The following is a 19,282-nucleotide window of genomic DNA, read 5'->3' on the forward strand; positions in this document are numbered from 1 at the left end:
CATCTTTTATACCGTAGACTAAAGTCTACGGTTAATAAAGTGCTGTCCCTGCGGGACAAAACGAGCCGCACAGTTCTGTCCATAATGGGACTGCGCTCCGGGCAAGTAAAAATAGCACCTGAAAAAACGATTTAGCCGATAACGATAATTTGATTTGTCATTGCGGGCAACTTGGTTTATACAAATTTTGCTCCTCAATATAGTTGGCTAATTTCAACGACAACTTTTTTGCCCCTACTCCACATAAATGGTCGGCATCAAAGTAATCAGTAGAAACAAAAGTGCTATCGTCCATTAAATTCATGTAAGTGCAATTTGGATGTTTATTTGCCATTTCATTTGCCGTATTTATCATTACGTTTAATTGTTCTTCATTTAAATGCTCACGATATGCTTTGTAATTTGGCGTAGTTAGCAGAAGAACTTTTGCATTATGGCTTTGGCAAATCTGAATGATTGAATCTAAAAATGCCACATTATCCGCGAAAAGTTTTTGATTTTCAGGTGAATGTATGTCTTTTGTATGCGCTATAGCCCTGTCTTTTCCGGCTGTTTCCACATCTGGGGTGTGTGCAAGATACGTTGTTCCCCAGCCCAATTTTGACTGTTTTATATTTGTCCCTTTGAAATAAGATGATATCTGTGAAATACTTCGTTCAAAACTATTACTCAATACTTCAAAATGCAATTTTATGGGGTCATTTTCACTTTTTATTCCATAATAAAGGATGTAATTTTTGATCCACCTTGCATCTCCATCTCTATCTTTAGCCAATTGGTGCCATAGCGAAACATAGGAAAACGCGATAATGACCATTTTTAAATTCACTAATTTCTCATCATATTTTTTAAGAATCGCATAATCATAATTTAACGGCTGAGATGCATACGCTGCATTGAATGCATTGTCGGAAAAATAAATAGGGTCAATGCCTAAAAAGGTATGAGAACCACCTAAAATCAATATTTCTATTTCATTGGCATGGGTATCCAAATAATCCTTTGTGTAAGAATAATCATTGGGAATATGCCGCAACACCATTTCCAGTGAAATGGGAAACATCAAACTGACAAGCAGGAATAAAACTACATTGATAATAAACTTTTTCATAAACTTTTAAAATTGAAAATAAATAAAATCTTGTTCTTCGCCGCCGGAGGAACAAATAAGCAAAATTATTGCATAATAAATTGCCCACCGGAAGTATTTTTTCTTTGCAAAATCCAATTTCTCAATCGCATATTGATTTTCCCGTCCAAACCATTCCACCAACATAAAAATGGAGATAAATACGAGCGTACTTTTTGCGATGCCATTTACATTTATCCCATGAGGGAAAGAAAACAAAGACGAAGAAAATATCTCCGAAATATAATCAACCGCCTGCGCAACGCTTTCTGCTCTAAAAAGAATCAATCCAAACGCCACCAATGCAAATGTAAGCAGCATATTGCCCAAGGTCTTCAACTTAGGAAATCCCCATTTGTAAGTCTCTATCGTAGTTTTTTTGAACATAGCACCGGATAAAATCAGTGGGATAAACAGTAGCCCGTGGAAAAGTCCCCACAGCACAAACATCCAATTTGCACCGTGCCAAAAGCCACAGAGTACGAAATTGACAACAATGGCGAGTATCATCCCCCACTTGCCCCAATCGCGCCATTTCACATTCAGCGGCATAAACACATAATCCGTGAGCCACGAAGTGAGCGAAATATGCCACCTGCGCCAAAAATCAGCAATATTTTGTGCAAAAAGTGGATAATTGAAGTTTTTAGTCAAGCGAAAGCCCAACAATTTTCCCACCCCAATCGCCATATCCGTATAACCCGAAAAATCGGCATACATCTGAAAAGTATAAAAAATTGCTCCCAAAACGAGCGTGCTACCCGGATAGTTGGTGGAATTATTGAAAATTTCATTGGTAATCACGGCACAATTATCGGCTATGACCATCTTTTTGAATAGTCCCCAAAGAATTTGTCGCAGTCCATCCACTGCCAGAGAATTATCAAAAGTTCGTTTCATCTGTAACTGCGGAATGAGTGTGTTGGGGCGGTCTATCGGACCGGATAGGATGCACGGGAAAAAGGCAACATAAGTGGAAAATGCCACAATATCGCGCGTAGGCTCGTATTTGCCTCTGTTGATGTCGATTACATAACCCAACAGACGGAACGTATAAAAACTGATTCCGATTGGCAAAATGATATTGAACGTGTGCAGGTTGGTTTGCAGCCCAATGCTGTCGAACAAATCCTTGAACGACGAGATAAAAAAGTTGGTGTACTTGAAATAGCCCAACACGGCTATGCCAAACACCACGCCGAGGGTGGACAGGGTTGTGGCACGCCGCGACCCTGCGGCATTGAAAATCGCAATGCCCAAGCCATAAAAGACAAGAGTTGAAACAATTAGCAGCGGCAAAATTCGCCAATCTGCCCACGCATAGAACATGTAACTTGCCACCAGCAGAAGAATGTTTTGCGGCTTCGTCTTTTCTTTGAAAACGAAGTAATACAGCGCAAAAAGTATTACAAAGAAAATCACAAATGGAATAGAGTTGAATAGCATATTATTTGTCTGTTTTTAAATGACACAACAATAAAGCCACACCAAGGCATGACCCTGATATGGCTGATGTATTTTGTTAATAAATAGCTTTAACGAACGCTCGTAACTACTTGATAATAAGCAAGTTATGTGGGGGGGGGGGGGTAACTTGCTCATTATCAATGAGTTATGATGACTAAAAATCGTCCCATAGAGCGAAAGCCCCACCGATAAAAGCCCTACCGACAGAAGAATCACGAATATCAATGACACAAGTTGCATTTTCTTTTTTTTTTATTTTCGGGGGCAAAGGTAAAACTTTTTTTTCAATTACAAAAATGTTTATTGTTTAAGGGGTGCACGACAAATTTCCCCTTTTTACTCAGAGTCAACGCCAAAGACCTACAGTCTTAACTACCCCATACGGGGTAGTTGGTCTCCGTAATTTTTAATGCCAATTGACCCTGAGTAAAAAAGGGAAATTTGTCGTGCACCCAAAGATTCAGTGTTTCTTTATTTCAAAATAAAACCGTAACTTTGTCGCACTATGGCTACGAAAAAAGAGACGACAAGCAAATTGGGGCTAATCAAGGGCGACCCTTGGCTGGAGCCTTACACGGCGGCGATTGAGGGGCGTTATGCCTATTTTTTGCAGCGCGAACGGGAGTTGACGCAGGATGGCAAAGTGCCGCTGAGCGAGTTTGCCGACGGCTATCTGTATTTCGGTTTGCACAAGACCGACGCGGGCTGGGTGTTTCGCGAATGGGCACCGCGAGCAACGGCGATTTACCTCGTTGGCGATTTCAACGATTGGACGGAACAGCCTGATTATCAGCTGCATCCGATTGGCAATGGCGCGTGGGAAATTTCTCTGCCTCACGACAAATTGCACCACGGCGAACTGTATAAATTGCGGATGCACTGGGACGACGGCTCCGGCGAGCGCATCCCCGCGTGGGCGCAACGTGTGGTGCAGGACCACCATACGCAGATTTTCAGCGCGCAAGTTTGGAATCCCGAAACAACCTATATATATAAGGTGCAAAATTTTGCGCCGAACACCGCGCCGCTGCTGATTTACGAGTGCCACATCGGGATGGCGACCAATGACGAGCGCGTGGGCACGTATCTCGAATTTACGCAAAATATTCTGCCGCGCATCCAAAAGGACGGCTACAATGCCATTCAGATTATGGCAGTTCAGGAGCACCCCTATTATGGCTCGTTTGGCTACCACGTGTCGAGTTTTTTTGCTGCATCGTCGCGGTTTGGTACGCCGGAGGAGTTGAAAGAACTCATCGACACGGCTCACGCGATGGGCATCGCCGTGATTATGGACTTGGTGCATTCGCACGCGGTGAAAAACGAAATCGAAGGTTTGGGGCGGTTTGACGGCTCCTACGACCAGTATTTTCACAGCGATGCGCGGCGCGAACACCCCGCTTGGGACTCGTTGTGCTTCAACTATCGGCGCAATGAGGTGATACATTTTTTGCTCTCCAACTGCAAATTTTGGCTGGAAGAATACCGTTTCGACGGCTTCCGCTTCGATGGTGTAACGAGTATGCTCTACAAAAGTCACGGTCTGGGCGAGGCTTTTTCCGGTTACGGCGACTATTTCAACGCCAATCAGGACGGCGAGGCGATTTGCTACCTCACGCTGGCGAATAAGTTGATTCACGAGGTCAATCCGCGCGCGCTGACCATCGCGGAGGAGGTGAGCGGGATGCCCGGATTGGCGGTGGCAGTCGCTCAGGGTGGCTACGGCTTCGACTACCGCATGGCGATGAACATCCCCGACTACTGGATAAAAATTATCAAGGAGAAAAAAGACCAGGATTGGCACCCGTCGGGCATCTGGTGGGAAACGACCAACCGGCGGGCAGACGAGAAGACAATCAGCTATGCCGAAAGCCACGACCAGGCGTTGGTGGGCGACAAAACCATCATCTTCCGCCTCATCGACGCGGAAATGTATTGGCACATGCACGTGAATGACAACAATTTGATGGTTGACCGCGGCATCGCGCTCCACAAAATGATTCGCTTGGTAACCGCCTCAAGCATCAACGGCGGCTATCTCAACTTTATGGGCAACGAATTTGGGCACCCCGAATGGATAGATTTCCCGCGTCAGGACAATGGCTGGTCGTATAAATATGCCCGCCGACAGTGGCATCTGGTGGACAATCCCGACCTGAAATACCACTACTTGGGCGATTTCGACAGCGCGATGGTGAATCTGCTCAACGGCATCAAGGGCTTCCAGTCGCTGGAAATTCAAAAAGTGTGGGACAACGACGGCGACCAGATTTTGGCATTCCGACGGGGCGATTACGTCTTCGCTTTCAATTTCAATCCGGAAAAATCGTTTACCGACTACAGCTTTTTAGTGCCTCCGGGGCAGTACGAGATGGTGTTGAACAGCGACAACCCCGCGTTCGGCGGCTTCGGACGGATAAATGCCGATATTGCATACCACACCGCTTTCGACCCGCTCTATGCAGGGGAAAAGAAGGAATGGCTGAAATTATATTTGCCGGTGCGCACCGCGGTGGTGCTTCGGCTTATTAAAAAATAAAAATTATGAGTTTTGATGTTAATGAAGCCGGTTTTTACGGCGATTTTGGCGGAGCATACGTGCCGGAAATATTGTATGCCAATGTGGAAACGTTGAAAAATGAATACAAAAAAATCCTTGCCGACCCCGATTTTCAAACAGAATTTCAGGATTTGCTGGCGAATTATGTGGGTCGCCCTTCCCCCCTCTACCTCGCCAAACGCCTCTCAGAGCGGTATGGTTGCAAGATTTACCTCAAACGGGAAGACCTCAACCACACGGGGGCGCACAAAATCAACAACGCCATCGGGCAAATTTTGTTGGCGAGGCGGATGGGCAAAACGCGCATCATCGCCGAAACAGGTGCCGGTCAGCATGGGGTAGCCACAGCAACGGTTTGCGCGCTGATGGGCATGGAATGTATCGTGTATATGGGCAAAACGGATGTGGAACGGCAAAATCTGAACGTCCGCAAAATGGAGATGCTCGGCGCAAAGGTTGTGCCCGTCACGAGCGGCAATATGACCTTGAAAGATGCTTGTAATGAGGCAATTAGAGATTGGTGTTGCCACCCTGCCGACACGTTTTATGTGATTGGCTCAACGGTGGGTCCGCATCCCTACCCTGATTTGGTAGCACAGCTGCAATCCGTTATCAGCAAAGAGATTAAGTGGCAAACGAAAGAGAAAGAAGGTCGCGACTATCCCGACTATCTCGTAGCCTGCGTGGGCGGCGGCAGCAATGCAGCAGGCACCATTTACGAATATTTGGACGAGCCGCGCACCAAAATTATTTTGGCAGAAGCAGCAGGCAAAGGCATCGACACGGGCGAATCGGCGGCGACCATCCACCTCGGCACGGTCGGCATTCTGCACGGTGCCAAAACCCTCCTGATGCAGGATGCAGATGGACAGGTGCAAGAGCCATACTCCATTTCAGCCGGCTTGGACTACCCCGGAATTGGTCCCATGCACGCTAATATGTCAAAGAAGGGGCGTTCGGAAGTGCTGGCAGTCACAGACGATGAAGCACTGACGGCAGCGATGGAACTCACTCGCTTAGAGGGGATTATCCCAGCTTTGGAGTCGGCACATGCGTTGGCGGTTTTTCAGCAGAAGAAGTTTAAGAAGGATGATGTGATTGTGCTGTGCTTGTCGGGGCGTGGGGATAAGGATATGGAAACGTATATTCAATTAAAAATTAAGAATTAAAAATTCCGTTTTTTATGGATAAAAATGCTAAAATTTATGTTGCAGGGCATCGGGGGCTTGTTGGCTCTGCTATTTTGAAGAACTTGCAGGTGCGGGGGTTTTCTAATTTTGTTGTGCGCACGCATCAGGAGTTGGATTTGATTAAACAGCAGGCTGTTTTTGATTTTTTTGAGGCGGAGAAGCCCGCTTATGTCTTTTTGGCAGCTGCCCATGTGGGGGGGATTATTGCCAACAGCACCTATCGGGGGCAGTTTATTTACGACAATTTGCAGATACAGAACAATGTCATTCATGCCTCATATTTGAATGACGTGAAAAAATTGCTGTTTCTGGGCTCTACGTGCATCTATCCGGGCGATGCTCCGCAGCCGATGCCCGAAAATTGTTTGCTCACTTCGCCGCTCGAATATACCAACGAGCCTTACGCTTTGGCAAAAATCGCCGGCATCAAGATATGTGAGAGTTACAATCTGCAATATGGCACCAATTATATTGCCGTGATGCCGACCAATTTGTATGGTCCCAACGACAACTTTGATTTGGAAAAGTCGCATGTGTTGCCCGCCCTGTTGCGCAAAGTTTACCTCGCCAAAAGCCTGATGACGGACGATTGGGAGGCTATACGCAACGATTTGAACGCGTTGCCGATAGAGGGCGTTTCAGGAAAAGACAGTCAAGAGGCTATTGAGGGCAAGTTGCAAAAATACGGCATTTTGAAAACCGGCGTAGAGATTTGGGGTAGCGGAAAGCCGATGCGCGAGTTTCTATGGAGCGAAGAAATGGCGGATGCGAGCGTTTTTGTAATGGAAAAAGTAGATTTCAAGGATTTGAAACCGGCAAGCAAAGAAATTCGCAACACACATATTAATATAGGCACCGGCGAAGAAATTTCGATTGCCGAATTAGCCAACATTATCGCGCAAACAGTTGGCTATCAAGGCAAATTTGTGTTCAACACCGACAAGCCCGACGGCACGATGCGAAAACTGACGGATGTAACGAAGTTGCATGAGTTGGGCTGGAAGCATCAAATTGGCATCAGGCAGGGCGTGGAGATGTTATATCGGTGGTATTGCGAGAGGCTAAAATGAAAGTGTCCGCTCATCCCCATTATACAATAGTGTGTGGGAGTTTTTTTCGGACAATCTGAAATCTATGCCCGTTGGGTGGTCGCGCGACACGAACACTACTGTGATGATGCGTTTGCGTGTCATGCCCTGAAATTCACCTGTGCACTTGCCTACGGTCAATTTCATTTCGGCATGATTGTAGGTGAAAGGGATTTGTGTGAAACGCCCTTTTAGGTAGTTGTTGTTGGTGTTTTCGTCTTCATAGAGCGTAAATTTGCCGTCAGCTCCAGCGTACACAAACAGGGTCAAGTTTTTTTGTGCCTCCTGCGTGTTTTGGAGCGGATACCCCATGGGTACAATTGCTCCGGCGCGAGCAAACAATGGTATGTGCTCGTAAGGTGCTGTAACACTGTCTTTTAGCCCTCCATCCACAGCACGTCCCGAATACACATCATACCAAACGGGGGCTTGGGGGAAATACACTTCGCGCTTTGCAACCGCTTCTCGATAGACCGGACAAACCATCAATGCGGGTCCAAACATATACTGGTCATCAACGTTCAAAACCTCCGCATCGTGCGGAAAATCCATCACCGGCGGGCGCATCAGCGTGTAATCGTCAAAATAACATAAACCCGCCAAACTGTAAATGTACGGCATCAGACGATACCGCAAATTGGCATAATAAAGCAACGAAGAATAGGCTGCATGACCCTCCGGCGCAATATGCCAAGGCTCATGAGTTGCCCTGAAAATGGGCGTAAACGCGCTAAACTGCTGCCAACGGGTGTAAAGTTCGCGAAATGGCTCCAACATACTGTCGTTTTTTTGCGTAACATCCGGCTCCAACGCCCAATAGGGTGTTCCGGCAAGGGACAAACTCGCTCCTGTGGCGATACTTTTTTTCAAGTCTTCCCAGCTGCTTTTTTCATCGCTCAGCCGTGTGACGACCGAATATTGTTGCAATGCGGGTGCCTTGGAGCCATCAAAAATCACACTGCGGTGGTAATTATCGGCTTTTTCCTGACCCTTATAGATGCTTTTTGCGTAGAGCGCGTCCGTCAGGTTGTTCAGCCACCAGGCATCCACGCCCTTTGCAAAGATGTTTTTTCCGACTTCTTCCCATGAGGCTTGTGGCGGCAGTGCAATGGCAAATTGTGCCTCCATAGCGTGAATATCCTCGAGCATTTTCGTCATATCGGGAAACCGGCTATTCTCGTAAGTTGTTGTCGAAATGATGTTGTCAATCGGAAATTGGTGGTCGCGAAACCTGTTCATCCCCGTCAGCAACGCATTCTGAGACGTGTAGGAGTCACTGCTTTGCCACAGCCCCATTGCCCATTGGGGGGGTATTATGGCTTTACCGGTCACGGTGCGATAGCCGCTCACCAACTCATCCATCGTTTCGCCATAGATAAAATAGTAGTCCAAAAGGCTGCCGGAAGCCGACTGAAAGGCGAGTTTGTTTCTGTCGGGATTGCTTTCGGTGGAATCGCGCGAATTTTCAAAAGTCGTTTCAGTGGCGTTGTCCCAAAGGATGCCGTAATGCGTGTTGCTGACGATGAATGGCAATGTGCCGTAAAACAGTTCATCACTTGGCGATTCAAACTCTTGACGCACAGTGCTTTCAAGTGTTTTTCCACCACAGTCCGGCTCTGCCAAAATGAGGCGACGGTCTTTGTTCTGAAAAATAATTCTGCCGCCGGCAAGTTGCACCGAAACAAACAAAGCAGACGTTTTCAACACCACATCCTCGTCGGAAGCCGAATACGACCATCCGGTTTCCATCCCGTGCGTGAACGTAGCCAGTGACGTTTCATTCTGCGAAATTATTTTGCTTGGGAACGCAGTCACGCGAATCACATTGTCGTTAATAACTTGCAGATGAATCGTTTTCGCCTCCTCCGAAGTCTTTTTGAGATAGATAGTAACACCGTCAGCCTCCTTCTCGACCACTGTGCATGCGACCGACAACAGACAGAGTAAGAGATATGTGAGTTTACGCATCATTGATTTTCGCCATTTTTATAGCGGTGATTGCTGCTTCTACACCTTTGTTGCCCAATTTTCCTCCGGCGCGGTCGAGGGATTGTTGCTCGTTGTTGTCGGTCAGCAGTCCGAAAATGTAGGGTACATCTCCTTCTGCGTTGAGGGCGGCAAAGCCCTGCGTCACGCCCTGACAGACGTATTCAAAGTGTGGTGTTTCGCCCTTAATCACACATCCCAACCCAATCACGGCATCCGGACGTAATTTGGTAGCGGCATGCTTAGCTGCAAAAATCAGCTCAAAACTGCCGGGCACATGGATTACAGTCACGTTTTCTGCTTTCGCGCCATGTTTCAACAAGGTGTCATAAGCCCCGTCCCGAAGTTTGGAGGTGATATGCCCATTCCATTCCGACACCACAATGACGAACCTCATACCCGAAGCATCAGGTACGGTCGCAGGGTCGTAGTTGGAAAGCGGGTGATTTGCAGTTGCCATGTTTTTTAGTTCATTTGTCATCCCGTGCTTGACACGGGATCCCCTGCTAAAACAAGGGATTGCGGGTCAAGCCCGCAATGACAGACATTATTGTTTCAACCGTTCAATGTACGTTTCAATTGCGTTGGCTGCTGCAAATTCGGGGTATTCGGTTTGGATTTTGGTGTAGATTTTCAGGGCTTTTTCTTTTTCCTCCAAACTTGTATATACTTCGGCAGCTTTGTTCAAAAAGAGTGGACTCAATGCTGTGTTGGCTGCTTTTTTGGCAGCCTTTTCAAAATAGGATACGCCTGTTTGAGAGTCGCCACTTGATACATAGCAGTCGCCAATTGCTGCAATCACTTGTGATGCAAATAGTTGGTCATTTTGGTTGTAGCTTTTCAAATTGTCCAATGCGGCTTCGTATTCGCCCAAATGTGCCTGGCAAAGCCCTGCATACGCCTTTGCCAAATTGCCCGATGTGGTGCCTCCGTATTCGTCAATAATTTCCAAAAAGCCAACGTGCGAACCATCGCCGTTCAACGCCACCGCCCACTGCTGGTATTCAAACGAGCTTTGTGCAGGGAACATCACCTCTTGCGCCTCTTTTTCGCGAGGCAGCAAAATGAAATGGCGGTAAGCAAAATAGCCTACCACGATTACTACGACAGCCAAAATAGCTATCTCAATAGTTTTCAAATGTTTATCCAAAAACTCATCCGTTTTTGAAATGATTTCGCCTACACTTTTTTCAACTTGTGCAACGGCATCAGTGGAAGTTTTCTGTTGTGTCATTTTATATCAAAATTTTACTTGTTTTCGAGCCGCAAAGGTAAGTATTTTTTTTGAATAAAAAAAATACATACCTTTGCCCCATATTTTTGAAGTGAAACGAGCAAACTCGGTTACGAAAAATGAAGTGAAAGTGTCAAACTCGGTTACGAAAAATGAAGTGAAAGTGTCAAACTCGGTTATGAAAAATGAAGTGAAATATTTTAAACGTCTGATTGATAGCGATTTGAGAGATTGGTCAAAAGACTCCAAACATAAGCCTCTTTTATTGCGTGGTGCAAGGCAAGTTGGAAAATCTTCTGCCGTCAGAAATCTGGGACAGAAATTCCCGCATTTTTTGGAAATAAATTTTGAAAGAAATGCAGAAGCGCGGCAAATTTTTGAAGAAGGGAACTTGTCGCCGCAATATTTGTGCGAAAAACTTACTGCCGCTTTCGATGTGCCGATTGAGGCGGGGCGAACGTTGCTGTTCCTTGATGAAATTCAAAGTTGCTTGCCTGCCATTTCTTCGTTGCGTTTTTTCTGCGAAGATTTTCCTGAATTGCACGTTGTGGCTGCCGGTTCGTTGCTCGAATTTGCAATCGAAGAAATTCCATCGTTCGGCGTTGGCAGAATTCGCTCACTGTTTATGTATCCATTTTCTTTTACCGAATTTTTGCAGGCAAATGGCAATACGGGTCTATTAAATGCCATAAAAAAGGCAAATATAGAAAATCCGCTCGATGATGTGTTGCACAACAAAGCACTCTATTTGCTAAAATTATTTTTGCTTATCGGCGGAATGCCTGAAACGGTGGCAAGTTATGTGACGGAAAAGAACTTGCTGAAATGCCAACGGGTACTTGATGATTTGATAGTGTCTTTGCGCAACGATTTTGCAAAGTACAAAAAGCGTGTGCCAACTTTGCAAATATCAGCGGCTCTCGACAGCATAGTTCGGCAAATGGGCAACAAATTTGTTTATACCGACAAGGAGCAGTTTTTTTCGACGTTTCAGATAAAACACGCTGCAGAACTGCTTGCAATGGCAGGGTTGGTGGTTCCGGCAACGCACACTTCGGCAAACGGACTGCCACTCGGCTCGGAAATCAATCCGAAATTTCGCAAAATGTTTTTGCTTGATACCGGCGTTTTTCAGCGATTGCTTGGCTTAAAACTGTCGGATATTTTGCTGAACGATGATTTTGACACCATCAACAAGGGTGGCATCGCCGAAATGTTTGTCGGTATGGAACTGCTGAAAGCCGCTTCGTGCTATGAGCAGACGCAACTTTTCTATTGGACACGCGAAGAACGAAACAGCCGTGCCGAAGTGGATTTTGTGGTGCAAGTGGGCGATAAAATCATTCCAATAGAAGTGAAATCGGGCAAAACCGGCAAAATGCAAAGTATGTGGCAGTTTCTGAAAGAAAAACAGTCGGAATACGGCATCCGAACTTCGCTCGAAAATTTTGCAACCTACGATAATATCCGCGTGTACCCGCTGTATGCGATAGCAAATATTTTAACATAGTTTAACTTCGACAACCAATAAATGCGAATTTTAATTCAAAAATAATGCTTACCTTTGCGCCCGAGTTTGCGCTAAGTTCAATGAACAAGCAAATGTCGGACCGAATATTGGCTCGAATGAATGAGCGAATACGGACGTGATTAACTCGTTAAATTATAGGAGATTATGATGACATGACAGCGGTAATACGCACATTTTAAGATTGGAAAAAGCGTTTAGCTTGATTCTTGCCTTATGAAATCTAGACAATTTCTAACGAATGGTAAAGACTAAAGTGACGACGTTCACCCTTCGGGGCTTGGACTAACTCATTTTATCTGATCATTCAGGTAGTCTAGGACCTCATAAGGCGGATAAAAAAACTTAGAGTTTTGTCCGCGCTTTTTTTATGTTGCGTATGGTGAGGAAGGACAAATAGGTTGACCAAACAACTGACATAAAAATGGGGCAAGCCCTACAAAGCCTCACAGAGTAGGAATTTTAATTTTAGTAATTTAATTGTCCGTCTAAGGAGCGGACGTAAAACAATTTTAAACATGAAAAAAATTGTATTTTTATCAGCTATCGCTTTGGTTAGCGTAGCAAGTGTGAACGCGCAGGAGTTGAAATTTGGCGTTACAGCCGGGTTGAATCTCCCAAGTTTTTCAGGGGATCTCGGCGAAGGCATGGTGTCCACGATAGGATTTCAAGTAGGTGCAGTTGCTGATGTTGCACTTACCGAAAGTTTTTCTATTGTCCCCGAATTATTATTCACTCAAAAAGGGGCGGCTCCGGTAATGGGTGACGCCATCACGTTGGGCTACTTGCAATTGCCGATTAACGCAATGTACAAAATTGCGGTTAATGACAATTCCAAAGTTCTCGTTTTTGCCGGTCCATACATAGGTTATGGAATTACCAGCAGTGACGATGGAGCGGAATTTGGTTCAGATAAGACGCTCAATCCATTGGATTTTGGCTTAAACATCGGTGCGGGTTATCAATTTGGGAGCATCTTTGCCAAAGCCCAATACAACATCGGCTTGACGAATGTTGCGAACGAAGGTAAGGACGGTGGCAATAGCAACATTGCCATCACTGTAGGCTATTTATTCTAAGCCAGCTACGCTCTTTTCAGGAAATCCCTGCCGCGAGGTGGGGATTTTTTCTGTCTGAACTGTGATTTTAATATGATTTTCCAGATTTGGATGATTTTTGAAATAAAAATTGTACCTTTGCCGCCCTGAATTAAACATTTTTCAAAATTATGAAAGTAATCGCACTAAACGGAAGCCCGCACCGGAGCGGCAACACAGCCTACGCATTGGGTGTAGTCGGCAAAGCCCTTCAAGCAGAGGGCATCGAGTTTGAAATCGTTGAAATAGGCGGCAATCCCGTCCACGGCTGCATCGCTTGCGGCAAATGTGGCGAAAGGAAAGATGGCAAATGCGCTATCACAAACGATATTGTGAACGAAGTGCTCCCGAAAATGAAAGCCGCCGACGGCATTATTATTGGCTCGCCGGTGTATTATTCCGGCATCGCGGGCACGATGAAATGCTTTTTAGACCGCACGTTTTACGTTGCCTCAGCCAATGGCGGCTGGTTTCGCCACAAAGTGGGGGCATCGGTGGTTGCCGTTCGCCGCACCGGAGGCAGCATGACGTTCAACGCCCTCAATCACTACCTCACCGTGTCGGAAATGTTGGTGTCGACTGCCAATTATTGGAATGTGATTCATGGTCGTGCGCCCGGTGAAGCGGCACAAGATGCTGAGGGCAACCAAATTATGCAGTTGCTGGGCAAAAATATGGCTTGGATGCTGAAGATGCGGGCGCAAAGTGCGGCGATTGAGCCTAAGGGGGAGGAGAAGGTGTTTATGAGTTTTATTCGGTGATTTTTGTCTGAATCAGGATTTGCCGGATTTTAGGATTGACAGGATGAGAAATTTACACTTTGTACAAATTTATAAATTATATACATTATGCAAATTAGACGGATTTTCGCGGGTTTTTTGGTTTTGAGTTTGGTGTTTTGTCCGGTTGTGCTTGTGGCTCAATCGCACCATCGAACGGATGTTTGGGCTGTTGGCGTGCATGGGCACGATGGTTTTGCTTGGGATGGGTTTGAGAGTTTTGGTGGTCCCGGCATTAGTTTTAAAGCCCCTAAAATTCCCATCTTTTGGGATGTCAGTTTAGGGCTTAAAAAGAACAATTGGCTGAATGTCGGTGTTTCCGGCGACTATTATTTGCTGGACAAAACTTTTGAGGAAGAGATAAATCTGGGCTGGTATCTGGGGATTGGTGCCTACGCGGGGGTTACTTTTAGTGGTGTCGGCGAAGATAGTCGGACAAAGTTTGGCGGAGGAATCCGCGTGCCAATAGGCTTATCATGGATTTATAAAGAAAAGTTGGAGGTTTTCGGGGCTTGGGCTCCAAATATCGGCACGAGTGGCTCTATGACATTTGAGGTAGGCGTTCGGTATTGGATGTCGGAATAGTGATTGTTCAGACACCGATTTAACCTTTCTCCGCCAAATGTACCGTCATTTGCGGGAATGGGATGTTTATGTGCTTGGCTGTGAATGTTTTATATATTTGCTCGTTGATGTGGTAAAAAACATCCCAATAGTTGTCTTTGGCTACCCATGCGCGAATTAGCATATCTACGGAGCTGTCGTTCAGCTGTTTAACGACAACCATTGGAGTCGGGTCGTTCAAGATGCGTTTGTCGCCTTTCAAAATGGCTTGCACAATCGCCTTGGCTTCATCATAATCGGTGCCATAATCCACGCCAATCGTCCACTCCACGCGGCGATTTTCCCGATGGGTGTAATTCACTATCGTATTGGCACTTAGAATGCCGTTGGGGATAAACACCGTGCGATTGTCGGACGTGATAATGACCGTGTTGAATATCTGAATGGCTTTGACCGTGCCCTCAAAACTCTGTGCAGCAATGTAATCGCCCACATCATACGGACGAAACAGCAAAATCATCACGCCACCCGCCAAATTTTGCAGCGTGCCGCTCATCGCCATACCCGCCGCCACGCCAAACGACGCCAGCAAAGCTACAAACGAGGTGGTGCTGATGCCTAAAAAATTGATTATCGCCATCAGCATGGCAACCGTCAGCAATACATTGACCAAACTGCGCAAAAAAGAAGAAACGGATTGGTCGAATCGTCGGGCTGTCATCAGCCGTTTTATCATCGCATCAAGCCATTTAATCAGCTTACGCCCAACAATATAGAGAGCAATACAAACAACAATTTTGAAACCTAAATGCAAGGTTTCCCTCAAAAACGTGTCCAACAATTGCTGCCAATTTGAAATGTTCAAATCAAAACCTGCCACTTTATCCATTTTCTTTTTTTTAAGACCGCAAAGTTAGTGCTTTTTTCTGATTTCTTCCAAAAAAAATTTGCAAGGCTAAATTTTTTTTTCAGGTGCTATTTTTACTTGCCCGGAGCGCAGTCCCATTATGGACAGAACTGTGCGGCTCGTTTTGTCCCGCAGGGACAGCACTATATTAACCGTAGACTTTAGTCTACGGTATAATAATGTGTCGTCCCATGCGGGACTTGGGGGAGGCGGTGGCTCCGTCACTCCCGTAGACTGAAGTCTACGGTTAATAAAGTGCTGTCCCTGCGGGACAAAACACCGTTTGCAAAAAATAGCACCTGAAAAAAAGATTTAGCCTGAAAAATTGAGTGAAGAGTGAAGAGTTAGGAGGTATTGCTGTCCCGTTAGGGACAGCAATACCCCTTCACTCTCCAATCACAACAATCACCACCCGTCTGTTTTTTTGCCTATTCTCTTCGCTGGTATTGGGGACGAGAGGCTCTGTGGCTGCCTTGCTGACCGTTTCCGTAATCATTTGGGCAGGGATGCCTCGTTCGAGCATATAGTTTTTCGCTGTTTCGGCGCGTTCCTTGCCCAGAATCGTATTGCGTTCCGAACTGCCAATATCATCGGTGTGCCCTTCGATGCGTATTTTCCAGTTGGGGTATTTCTTTAAGATGCGTATTTTTTCTTCCAACTGCTGTTTGAGGTCGATTATTTCTGCCTCCAATGCTTCTTTACTGTCAGGTATCAAGTCGCTCCGGTCAAATTCAAAATTGATTGGTCGCTGCAGCCGTTGCTTGTCTGTCACCTCTTCCATACGCTGCGAACTGACCTGAGTTCTGCGCCTCCGAATAATTCTGCTTGTGTCGGGAGAATTGTCAACCGGCAGATTGGGTTGGGCAACCGGCGGAATAGCAGGGTTGTCAGCCGCATTGAATGGAACTTTCGACTTTTTTGAGGGCTTTTTGTTGAATGCCAGTGTGAGGCGTATGCCTGTGGAAACCGGTGCCACTTTGTCAACAAACGGCGTGTTGTCTGCTTTTTGGGCTGACAACATACTTGTGGGTGGGTCGTAGATGTATTCATCCGGCTCAGGAATAGGGGGTTTGTAAGTGATGAACGGGGATTTGTTTTCGTCCTGTAAAATGTTGTTTAACCCGTAGTCTATGTAGGCTCCTGTGTAGAGCGACAATTCGTTGGTCAACGCCCATTTCATGCCCACTTCGGCGGAGGCAAAAAGGGCGAGGTTCAGCTTTTTGATGCTGCCGGAACTCCCTTGCGGATTAAATGTGCCAAAGCCGCGAAGTGGACGAGTGATGTATTCTAATTCATTCGAATCATCTTCCGCAGGTGGTTTGCTCGAAATATCTTTGCCTCTTGTAACCAATTCGTTTAGGCTGTTTTCGTAGTAGATGGAGCCAAGCGTGCCGACTTTACCGCCGAGTGCGGCGTAAAACCTGCTTGTTGCTGTTGCGCGTGTTTCAAAGTGAACCATCAGCGGGATAGTGAGCAAGACTATTCGCTGCGTTTCGGTGTAACCTTTGATTTTGTAGCTAAAATAAACATCACTTTCCCCATCGTAAACTTTATAGTGGTCATAGTTGCCACTCCATTCCGGCTGGTCGTAGGCGTATTTGTTTATGAAGAAGGCTGCACCTACGCCGCTCGATATAGCCCATTTCCTCGTAAAAAAGTAGGTGTAACCCACTCCCACATCACACCCGATACCGATACTGCTTTCATAGTTGCCCATGTTGGAGGAATAATTCCACAGTGGCGAAAGTCCGACTCCTGCGTGGATAGAAAATTCGTGGGGAACAAACGGCTTGCTCATCTCAACCCTCATGCGCGGCACAATAACCGCCTCGGCATCTTTCATATCCGGATGTGTGAAACGCAAACGGGTTGACGAGCCGGGTATGCTCACTGAGAACGCGCCTTTTGCATCAGTAGTGCCTATGATAGAAGGATGTTCCTTCACTGCAACCGAAACGCCACTTATGAACCTCCTCGTGTCCTTATCCAGTACTACCCCCGCAACGGTCTTGGTCGGTATCGGTGTGTTCTGCGCTCGTGCCGAACCAATTCCAACCATGACGAAAAGCAATATGCATAAAACGCGATTGTTCATTTGTTTTCATTCCACCACCACTTTCAGCAATTTCTCCCCAATCCGCACAAGATAGACACCGCGTGTGGTTGGTATCGGTAGTTGTAGGGATGATTGCGGGGATGATTGTAGGGGCGGTTGCGGGGATGGTTGCGGAGTCGTGGCACGCCACGCCTCTACCGGTAATGTTGACACCGCGCGACCGTTTAAATCATAGATTGTGATGTTTGTAACACCTTCCGGAACGCCTTCGATGGTGATGAAATCACCGCCATGCACCGGATTGGGATATACTTTCAGGGGAGGTGCCTCTATTGCGCCAATTTGTGTGGTGCGGGTGCGTTCCTGACAATACGGGCATGTTTCCACGGTGTCGCCTGAGGCGGTGATGAGGCGTGCCTTATACTCGGCGGTGGCATCCAATATATCTGTGCGCTTGTTGCCTGCTGAATAGGACAATTCGGAGGATAATTTCTCCCATTTGCCATTGCTGTCCGCCTTATACCATTCGCAACCTACTATACCGTAGCCGGTGTTTGCCTTTACGAGCAGCAGATTGTTGTACCGGATGGACACGACATCCTCAAACGCTGCTCGGCTTTCGATGGTCAGACTGTAATTGGCTGTGTCTCTTGCGATTACAATACTGTATTTGACCACATGACGTCCGCCTCTGCTAATATCAACCGTGAAGCGATTCCCTTTTACACCTTCGTGCAATACGGTGGAAGCGGTCTTGGTCGTAACCGTTACAACAGACTCCAAAGCCTCACAATGTGCCAGGTAATAGCCTGTACCGATGCTGTCGGCATTTGACACAGCTATCGCGTGGCCGTTGGTATTGCCACCTGTATTGCCGCCAGAGCCACCCGTGTTGCCGCCTGTGCCGCCTGTGTTGCCGCCTGAGCCGCCTGTGTTGCCGCCCGTGTTGGTGGTTATCTCAAATTCCACCGTTCGGGAATCTTTGTAATTGCCTTTGCCGTTTATGGTTACGGTGGCTGTCCCTTCGTTTGTGTTGTTGCTGTAACTTAGAGTGTAGTCCGTGTTGATTGTGAGTGGGCGACCGCCGTCCACCACGTTAGGTAGCGGTTTGATTTCTTTGCCGGTGTACTTTTGAGCGGCGATGCTTGCCACCGTCACCGTTGAAGCGGTAATGCTCTTCGGGATGATGGTGAAGACTTTATTTGCAATGCTGATAGCGTAGTTGCCGCCGGCAGTCAGTGAGCCTTGAGTGATGGGATACGTCCCCGGTTTTTCGTTGGAGGTGCGGGAGAGCACGCCGCTAAAAATATCCCCATCGAGCAGTTCCGGACTCCAAGTGTAAGTCAGCTCCGGGGGGTCGTCGGTGTTGTAAGTTTTACTCAGATTATCGCCCGGCGTGACCACGACAGGCAAAGGGGTGATTGTTGCCGTAGCGACAGGCTGTGCTGCCAGTTCGTAATTATCTTTGTGTGCACCGGCGAGCGCGAAGCCGTCAAATATGACCGGTTTGTCCGGTCCTGCATTTTTATCGGCAAAAGCCGCTGTGCCTTTTTCCACAGTTACCACATCGCCGACATCCTCAACGATGCCAACGATATTGCCCGTACCGCTAAAGGTAGCGTTCGTAGTGCCATCGTAAGTTCTGCTATCGACGGAAAAACCTGTGAGCGTAACCGGCTTGGGTGTAATCTCTCATG

15 protein-coding genes are annotated in these 19,282 nt (G+C 46.7%); 7 read left to right on the forward strand and 8 right to left on the reverse strand.

Annotation, left to right across the window (positions count from 1 at the left end; all coding sequences use genetic code 11):
- Positions 1–157: 157 nt before the first annotated feature.
- Positions 158–1,111: a hypothetical protein gene (locus tag ASC50_RS00145; protein ID WP_056928534.1), complete on the reverse strand. Its 954-nt coding sequence runs from the start codon at positions 1,109–1,111 to the stop codon at positions 158–160.
- A gap of 6 nt (positions 1,112–1,117) precedes the next feature.
- Positions 1,118–2,575 carry an MBOAT family O-acyltransferase gene (locus tag ASC50_RS00150; protein ID WP_056928535.1) on the reverse strand — a complete coding sequence of 486 codons (1,458 nt, stop codon included), beginning with the start codon at positions 2,573–2,575 and terminating at the stop codon, positions 1,118–1,120.
- Positions 2,576–3,101: 526 nt separating this feature from the next.
- Between ASC50_RS00150 and ASC50_RS00155 the strand changes: the two genes are divergently transcribed.
- Genes ASC50_RS00155 through ASC50_RS00165 form a run of 3 tightly spaced genes read left to right on the forward strand, consistent with a single transcriptional unit; the run spans position 3,102 to position 7,416 of the window.
- On the forward strand, positions 3,102–5,135 hold the full coding sequence (locus tag ASC50_RS00155; RefSeq protein WP_056928536.1) for an alpha amylase C-terminal domain-containing protein: 2,034 nt from the start codon (positions 3,102–3,104) through the stop codon (positions 5,133–5,135).
- A 5-nt stretch (positions 5,136–5,140) separates the two neighbouring features.
- Positions 5,141–6,325 carry a tryptophan synthase subunit beta gene (gene trpB, locus ASC50_RS00160; RefSeq protein WP_420885198.1) on the forward strand — a complete coding sequence of 395 codons (1,185 nt, stop codon included), beginning with the start codon at positions 5,141–5,143 and terminating at the stop codon, positions 6,323–6,325.
- A 14-nt stretch (positions 6,326–6,339) separates the two neighbouring features.
- On the forward strand, positions 6,340–7,416 hold the full coding sequence (locus ASC50_RS00165) for a GDP-L-fucose synthase family protein (RefSeq protein ID WP_055432938.1): 1,077 nt from the start codon (positions 6,340–6,342) through the stop codon (positions 7,414–7,416).
- On the opposite strand, the gene ASC50_RS00170 is transcribed toward ASC50_RS00165, so the two are convergent.
- The 3 genes from ASC50_RS00170 to ASC50_RS00180 form a co-directional block, all read right to left on the reverse strand.
- Complete coding sequence (locus ASC50_RS00170; RefSeq protein WP_082591984.1) at positions 7,408–9,405, reverse strand: glycoside hydrolase family 31 protein; 1,998 nt, start codon at positions 9,403–9,405, stop codon at positions 7,408–7,410. The genes ASC50_RS00165 and ASC50_RS00170 overlap by 9 nt on opposite strands.
- A complete protein-coding gene (ribH, locus tag ASC50_RS00175) occupies positions 9,395–9,880 on the reverse strand; it encodes a 6,7-dimethyl-8-ribityllumazine synthase (protein ID WP_055432998.1) in 486 nt (161 codons plus the stop codon). The genes ASC50_RS00170 and ribH overlap by 11 nt, the downstream gene beginning before the upstream one ends.
- Before the next feature lie 87 nt (positions 9,881–9,967).
- The gene (locus tag ASC50_RS00180; RefSeq protein ID WP_055432940.1) at positions 9,968–10,654 is read right to left on the reverse strand and encodes a tetratricopeptide repeat protein; all 687 of its coding nucleotides are present in this window, start codon (positions 10,652–10,654) and stop codon (positions 9,968–9,970) included.
- A gap of 91 nt (positions 10,655–10,745) precedes the next feature.
- Here ASC50_RS00180 and ASC50_RS00185 point away from each other — a divergent pair, with 91 nt between their 5' ends.
- From ASC50_RS00185 to ASC50_RS00200, 4 genes are all read left to right on the forward strand, one after another.
- On the forward strand, positions 10,746–12,164 hold the full coding sequence (locus ASC50_RS00185) for an ATP-binding protein (RefSeq protein ID WP_226995285.1): 1,419 nt from the start codon (positions 10,746–10,748) through the stop codon (positions 12,162–12,164).
- 536 nt (positions 12,165–12,700) lie between these two features.
- Positions 12,701–13,261 (forward strand): porin family protein, encoded by a 561-nt coding sequence (locus tag ASC50_RS00190; RefSeq protein WP_055432941.1) that lies wholly within the window; start codon positions 12,701–12,703, stop codon positions 13,259–13,261.
- A gap of 149 nt (positions 13,262–13,410) precedes the next feature.
- Positions 13,411–14,040, forward strand: a complete 630-nt coding sequence (locus ASC50_RS00195) for a flavodoxin family protein (protein ID WP_055432942.1) — start codon at positions 13,411–13,413, stop codon at positions 14,038–14,040.
- 87 nt (positions 14,041–14,127) lie between these two features.
- On the forward strand, positions 14,128–14,643 hold the full coding sequence (locus tag ASC50_RS00200) for a hypothetical protein (RefSeq protein ID WP_055432943.1): 516 nt from the start codon (positions 14,128–14,130) through the stop codon (positions 14,641–14,643).
- 19 nt (positions 14,644–14,662) lie between these two features.
- On the opposite strand, the gene ASC50_RS00205 is transcribed toward ASC50_RS00200, so the two are convergent.
- The 3 genes from ASC50_RS00205 to ASC50_RS00215 all read right to left on the reverse strand — a co-directional run bounded on the left by ASC50_RS00205 (position 14,663) and on the right by ASC50_RS00215 (position 19,274).
- A complete protein-coding gene (locus ASC50_RS00205; RefSeq protein WP_055432944.1) occupies positions 14,663–15,511 on the reverse strand; it encodes a mechanosensitive ion channel family protein in 849 nt (282 codons plus the stop codon).
- A 403-nt stretch (positions 15,512–15,914) separates the two neighbouring features.
- The gene (locus ASC50_RS00210) at positions 15,915–17,624 is read right to left on the reverse strand and encodes an OmpA family protein (RefSeq protein WP_082591985.1); all 1,710 of its coding nucleotides are present in this window, start codon (positions 17,622–17,624) and stop codon (positions 15,915–15,917) included.
- Between the two features lie 6 nt (positions 17,625–17,630).
- Entirely contained in the window at positions 17,631–19,274 is a 1,644-nt protein-coding gene (locus tag ASC50_RS00215; protein WP_082591986.1) for a YDG domain-containing protein, read from the reverse strand.
- Between the last annotated feature and the right edge of the window lie 8 nt (positions 19,275–19,282).

The organism is Candidatus Symbiothrix dinenymphae (assembly GCF_001431085.1).

Coding starts and splice junctions, on each gene's coding strand:
- ASC50_RS00145 (WP_056928534.1), bottom strand. CDS start 1,111: ATGAAAAAGTTTATTATCAATGTAGTTTTATTCCTGCTTGTCAGTTTG.
- ASC50_RS00150 (WP_056928535.1), bottom strand. CDS start 2,575: ATGCTATTCAACTCTATTCCATTTGTGATTTTCTTTGTAATACTTTTT.
- ASC50_RS00155 (WP_056928536.1), top strand. CDS start 3,102: ATGGCTACGAAAAAAGAGACGACAAGCAAATTGGGGCTAATCAAGGGC.
- trpB (WP_420885198.1), top strand. CDS start 5,141: ATGAGTTTTGATGTTAATGAAGCCGGTTTTTACGGCGATTTTGGCGGA.
- ASC50_RS00165 (WP_055432938.1), top strand. CDS start 6,340: ATGGATAAAAATGCTAAAATTTATGTTGCAGGGCATCGGGGGCTTGTT.
- ASC50_RS00170 (WP_082591984.1), bottom strand. CDS start 9,405: ATGATGCGTAAACTCACATATCTCTTACTCTGTCTGTTGTCGGTCGCA.
- ribH (WP_055432998.1), bottom strand. CDS start 9,880: ATGGCAACTGCAAATCACCCGCTTTCCAACTACGACCCTGCGACCGTA.
- ASC50_RS00180 (WP_055432940.1), bottom strand. CDS start 10,654: ATGACACAACAGAAAACTTCCACTGATGCCGTTGCACAAGTTGAAAAA.
- ASC50_RS00190 (WP_055432941.1), top strand. CDS start 12,701: ATGAAAAAAATTGTATTTTTATCAGCTATCGCTTTGGTTAGCGTAGCA.
- ASC50_RS00195 (WP_055432942.1), top strand. CDS start 13,411: ATGAAAGTAATCGCACTAAACGGAAGCCCGCACCGGAGCGGCAACACA.
- ASC50_RS00200 (WP_055432943.1), top strand. CDS start 14,128: ATGCAAATTAGACGGATTTTCGCGGGTTTTTTGGTTTTGAGTTTGGTG.
- ASC50_RS00205 (WP_055432944.1), bottom strand. CDS start 15,511: ATGGATAAAGTGGCAGGTTTTGATTTGAACATTTCAAATTGGCAGCAA.
- ASC50_RS00210 (WP_082591985.1), bottom strand. CDS start 17,624: ATGAACAATCGCGTTTTATGCATATTGCTTTTCGTCATGGTTGGAATT.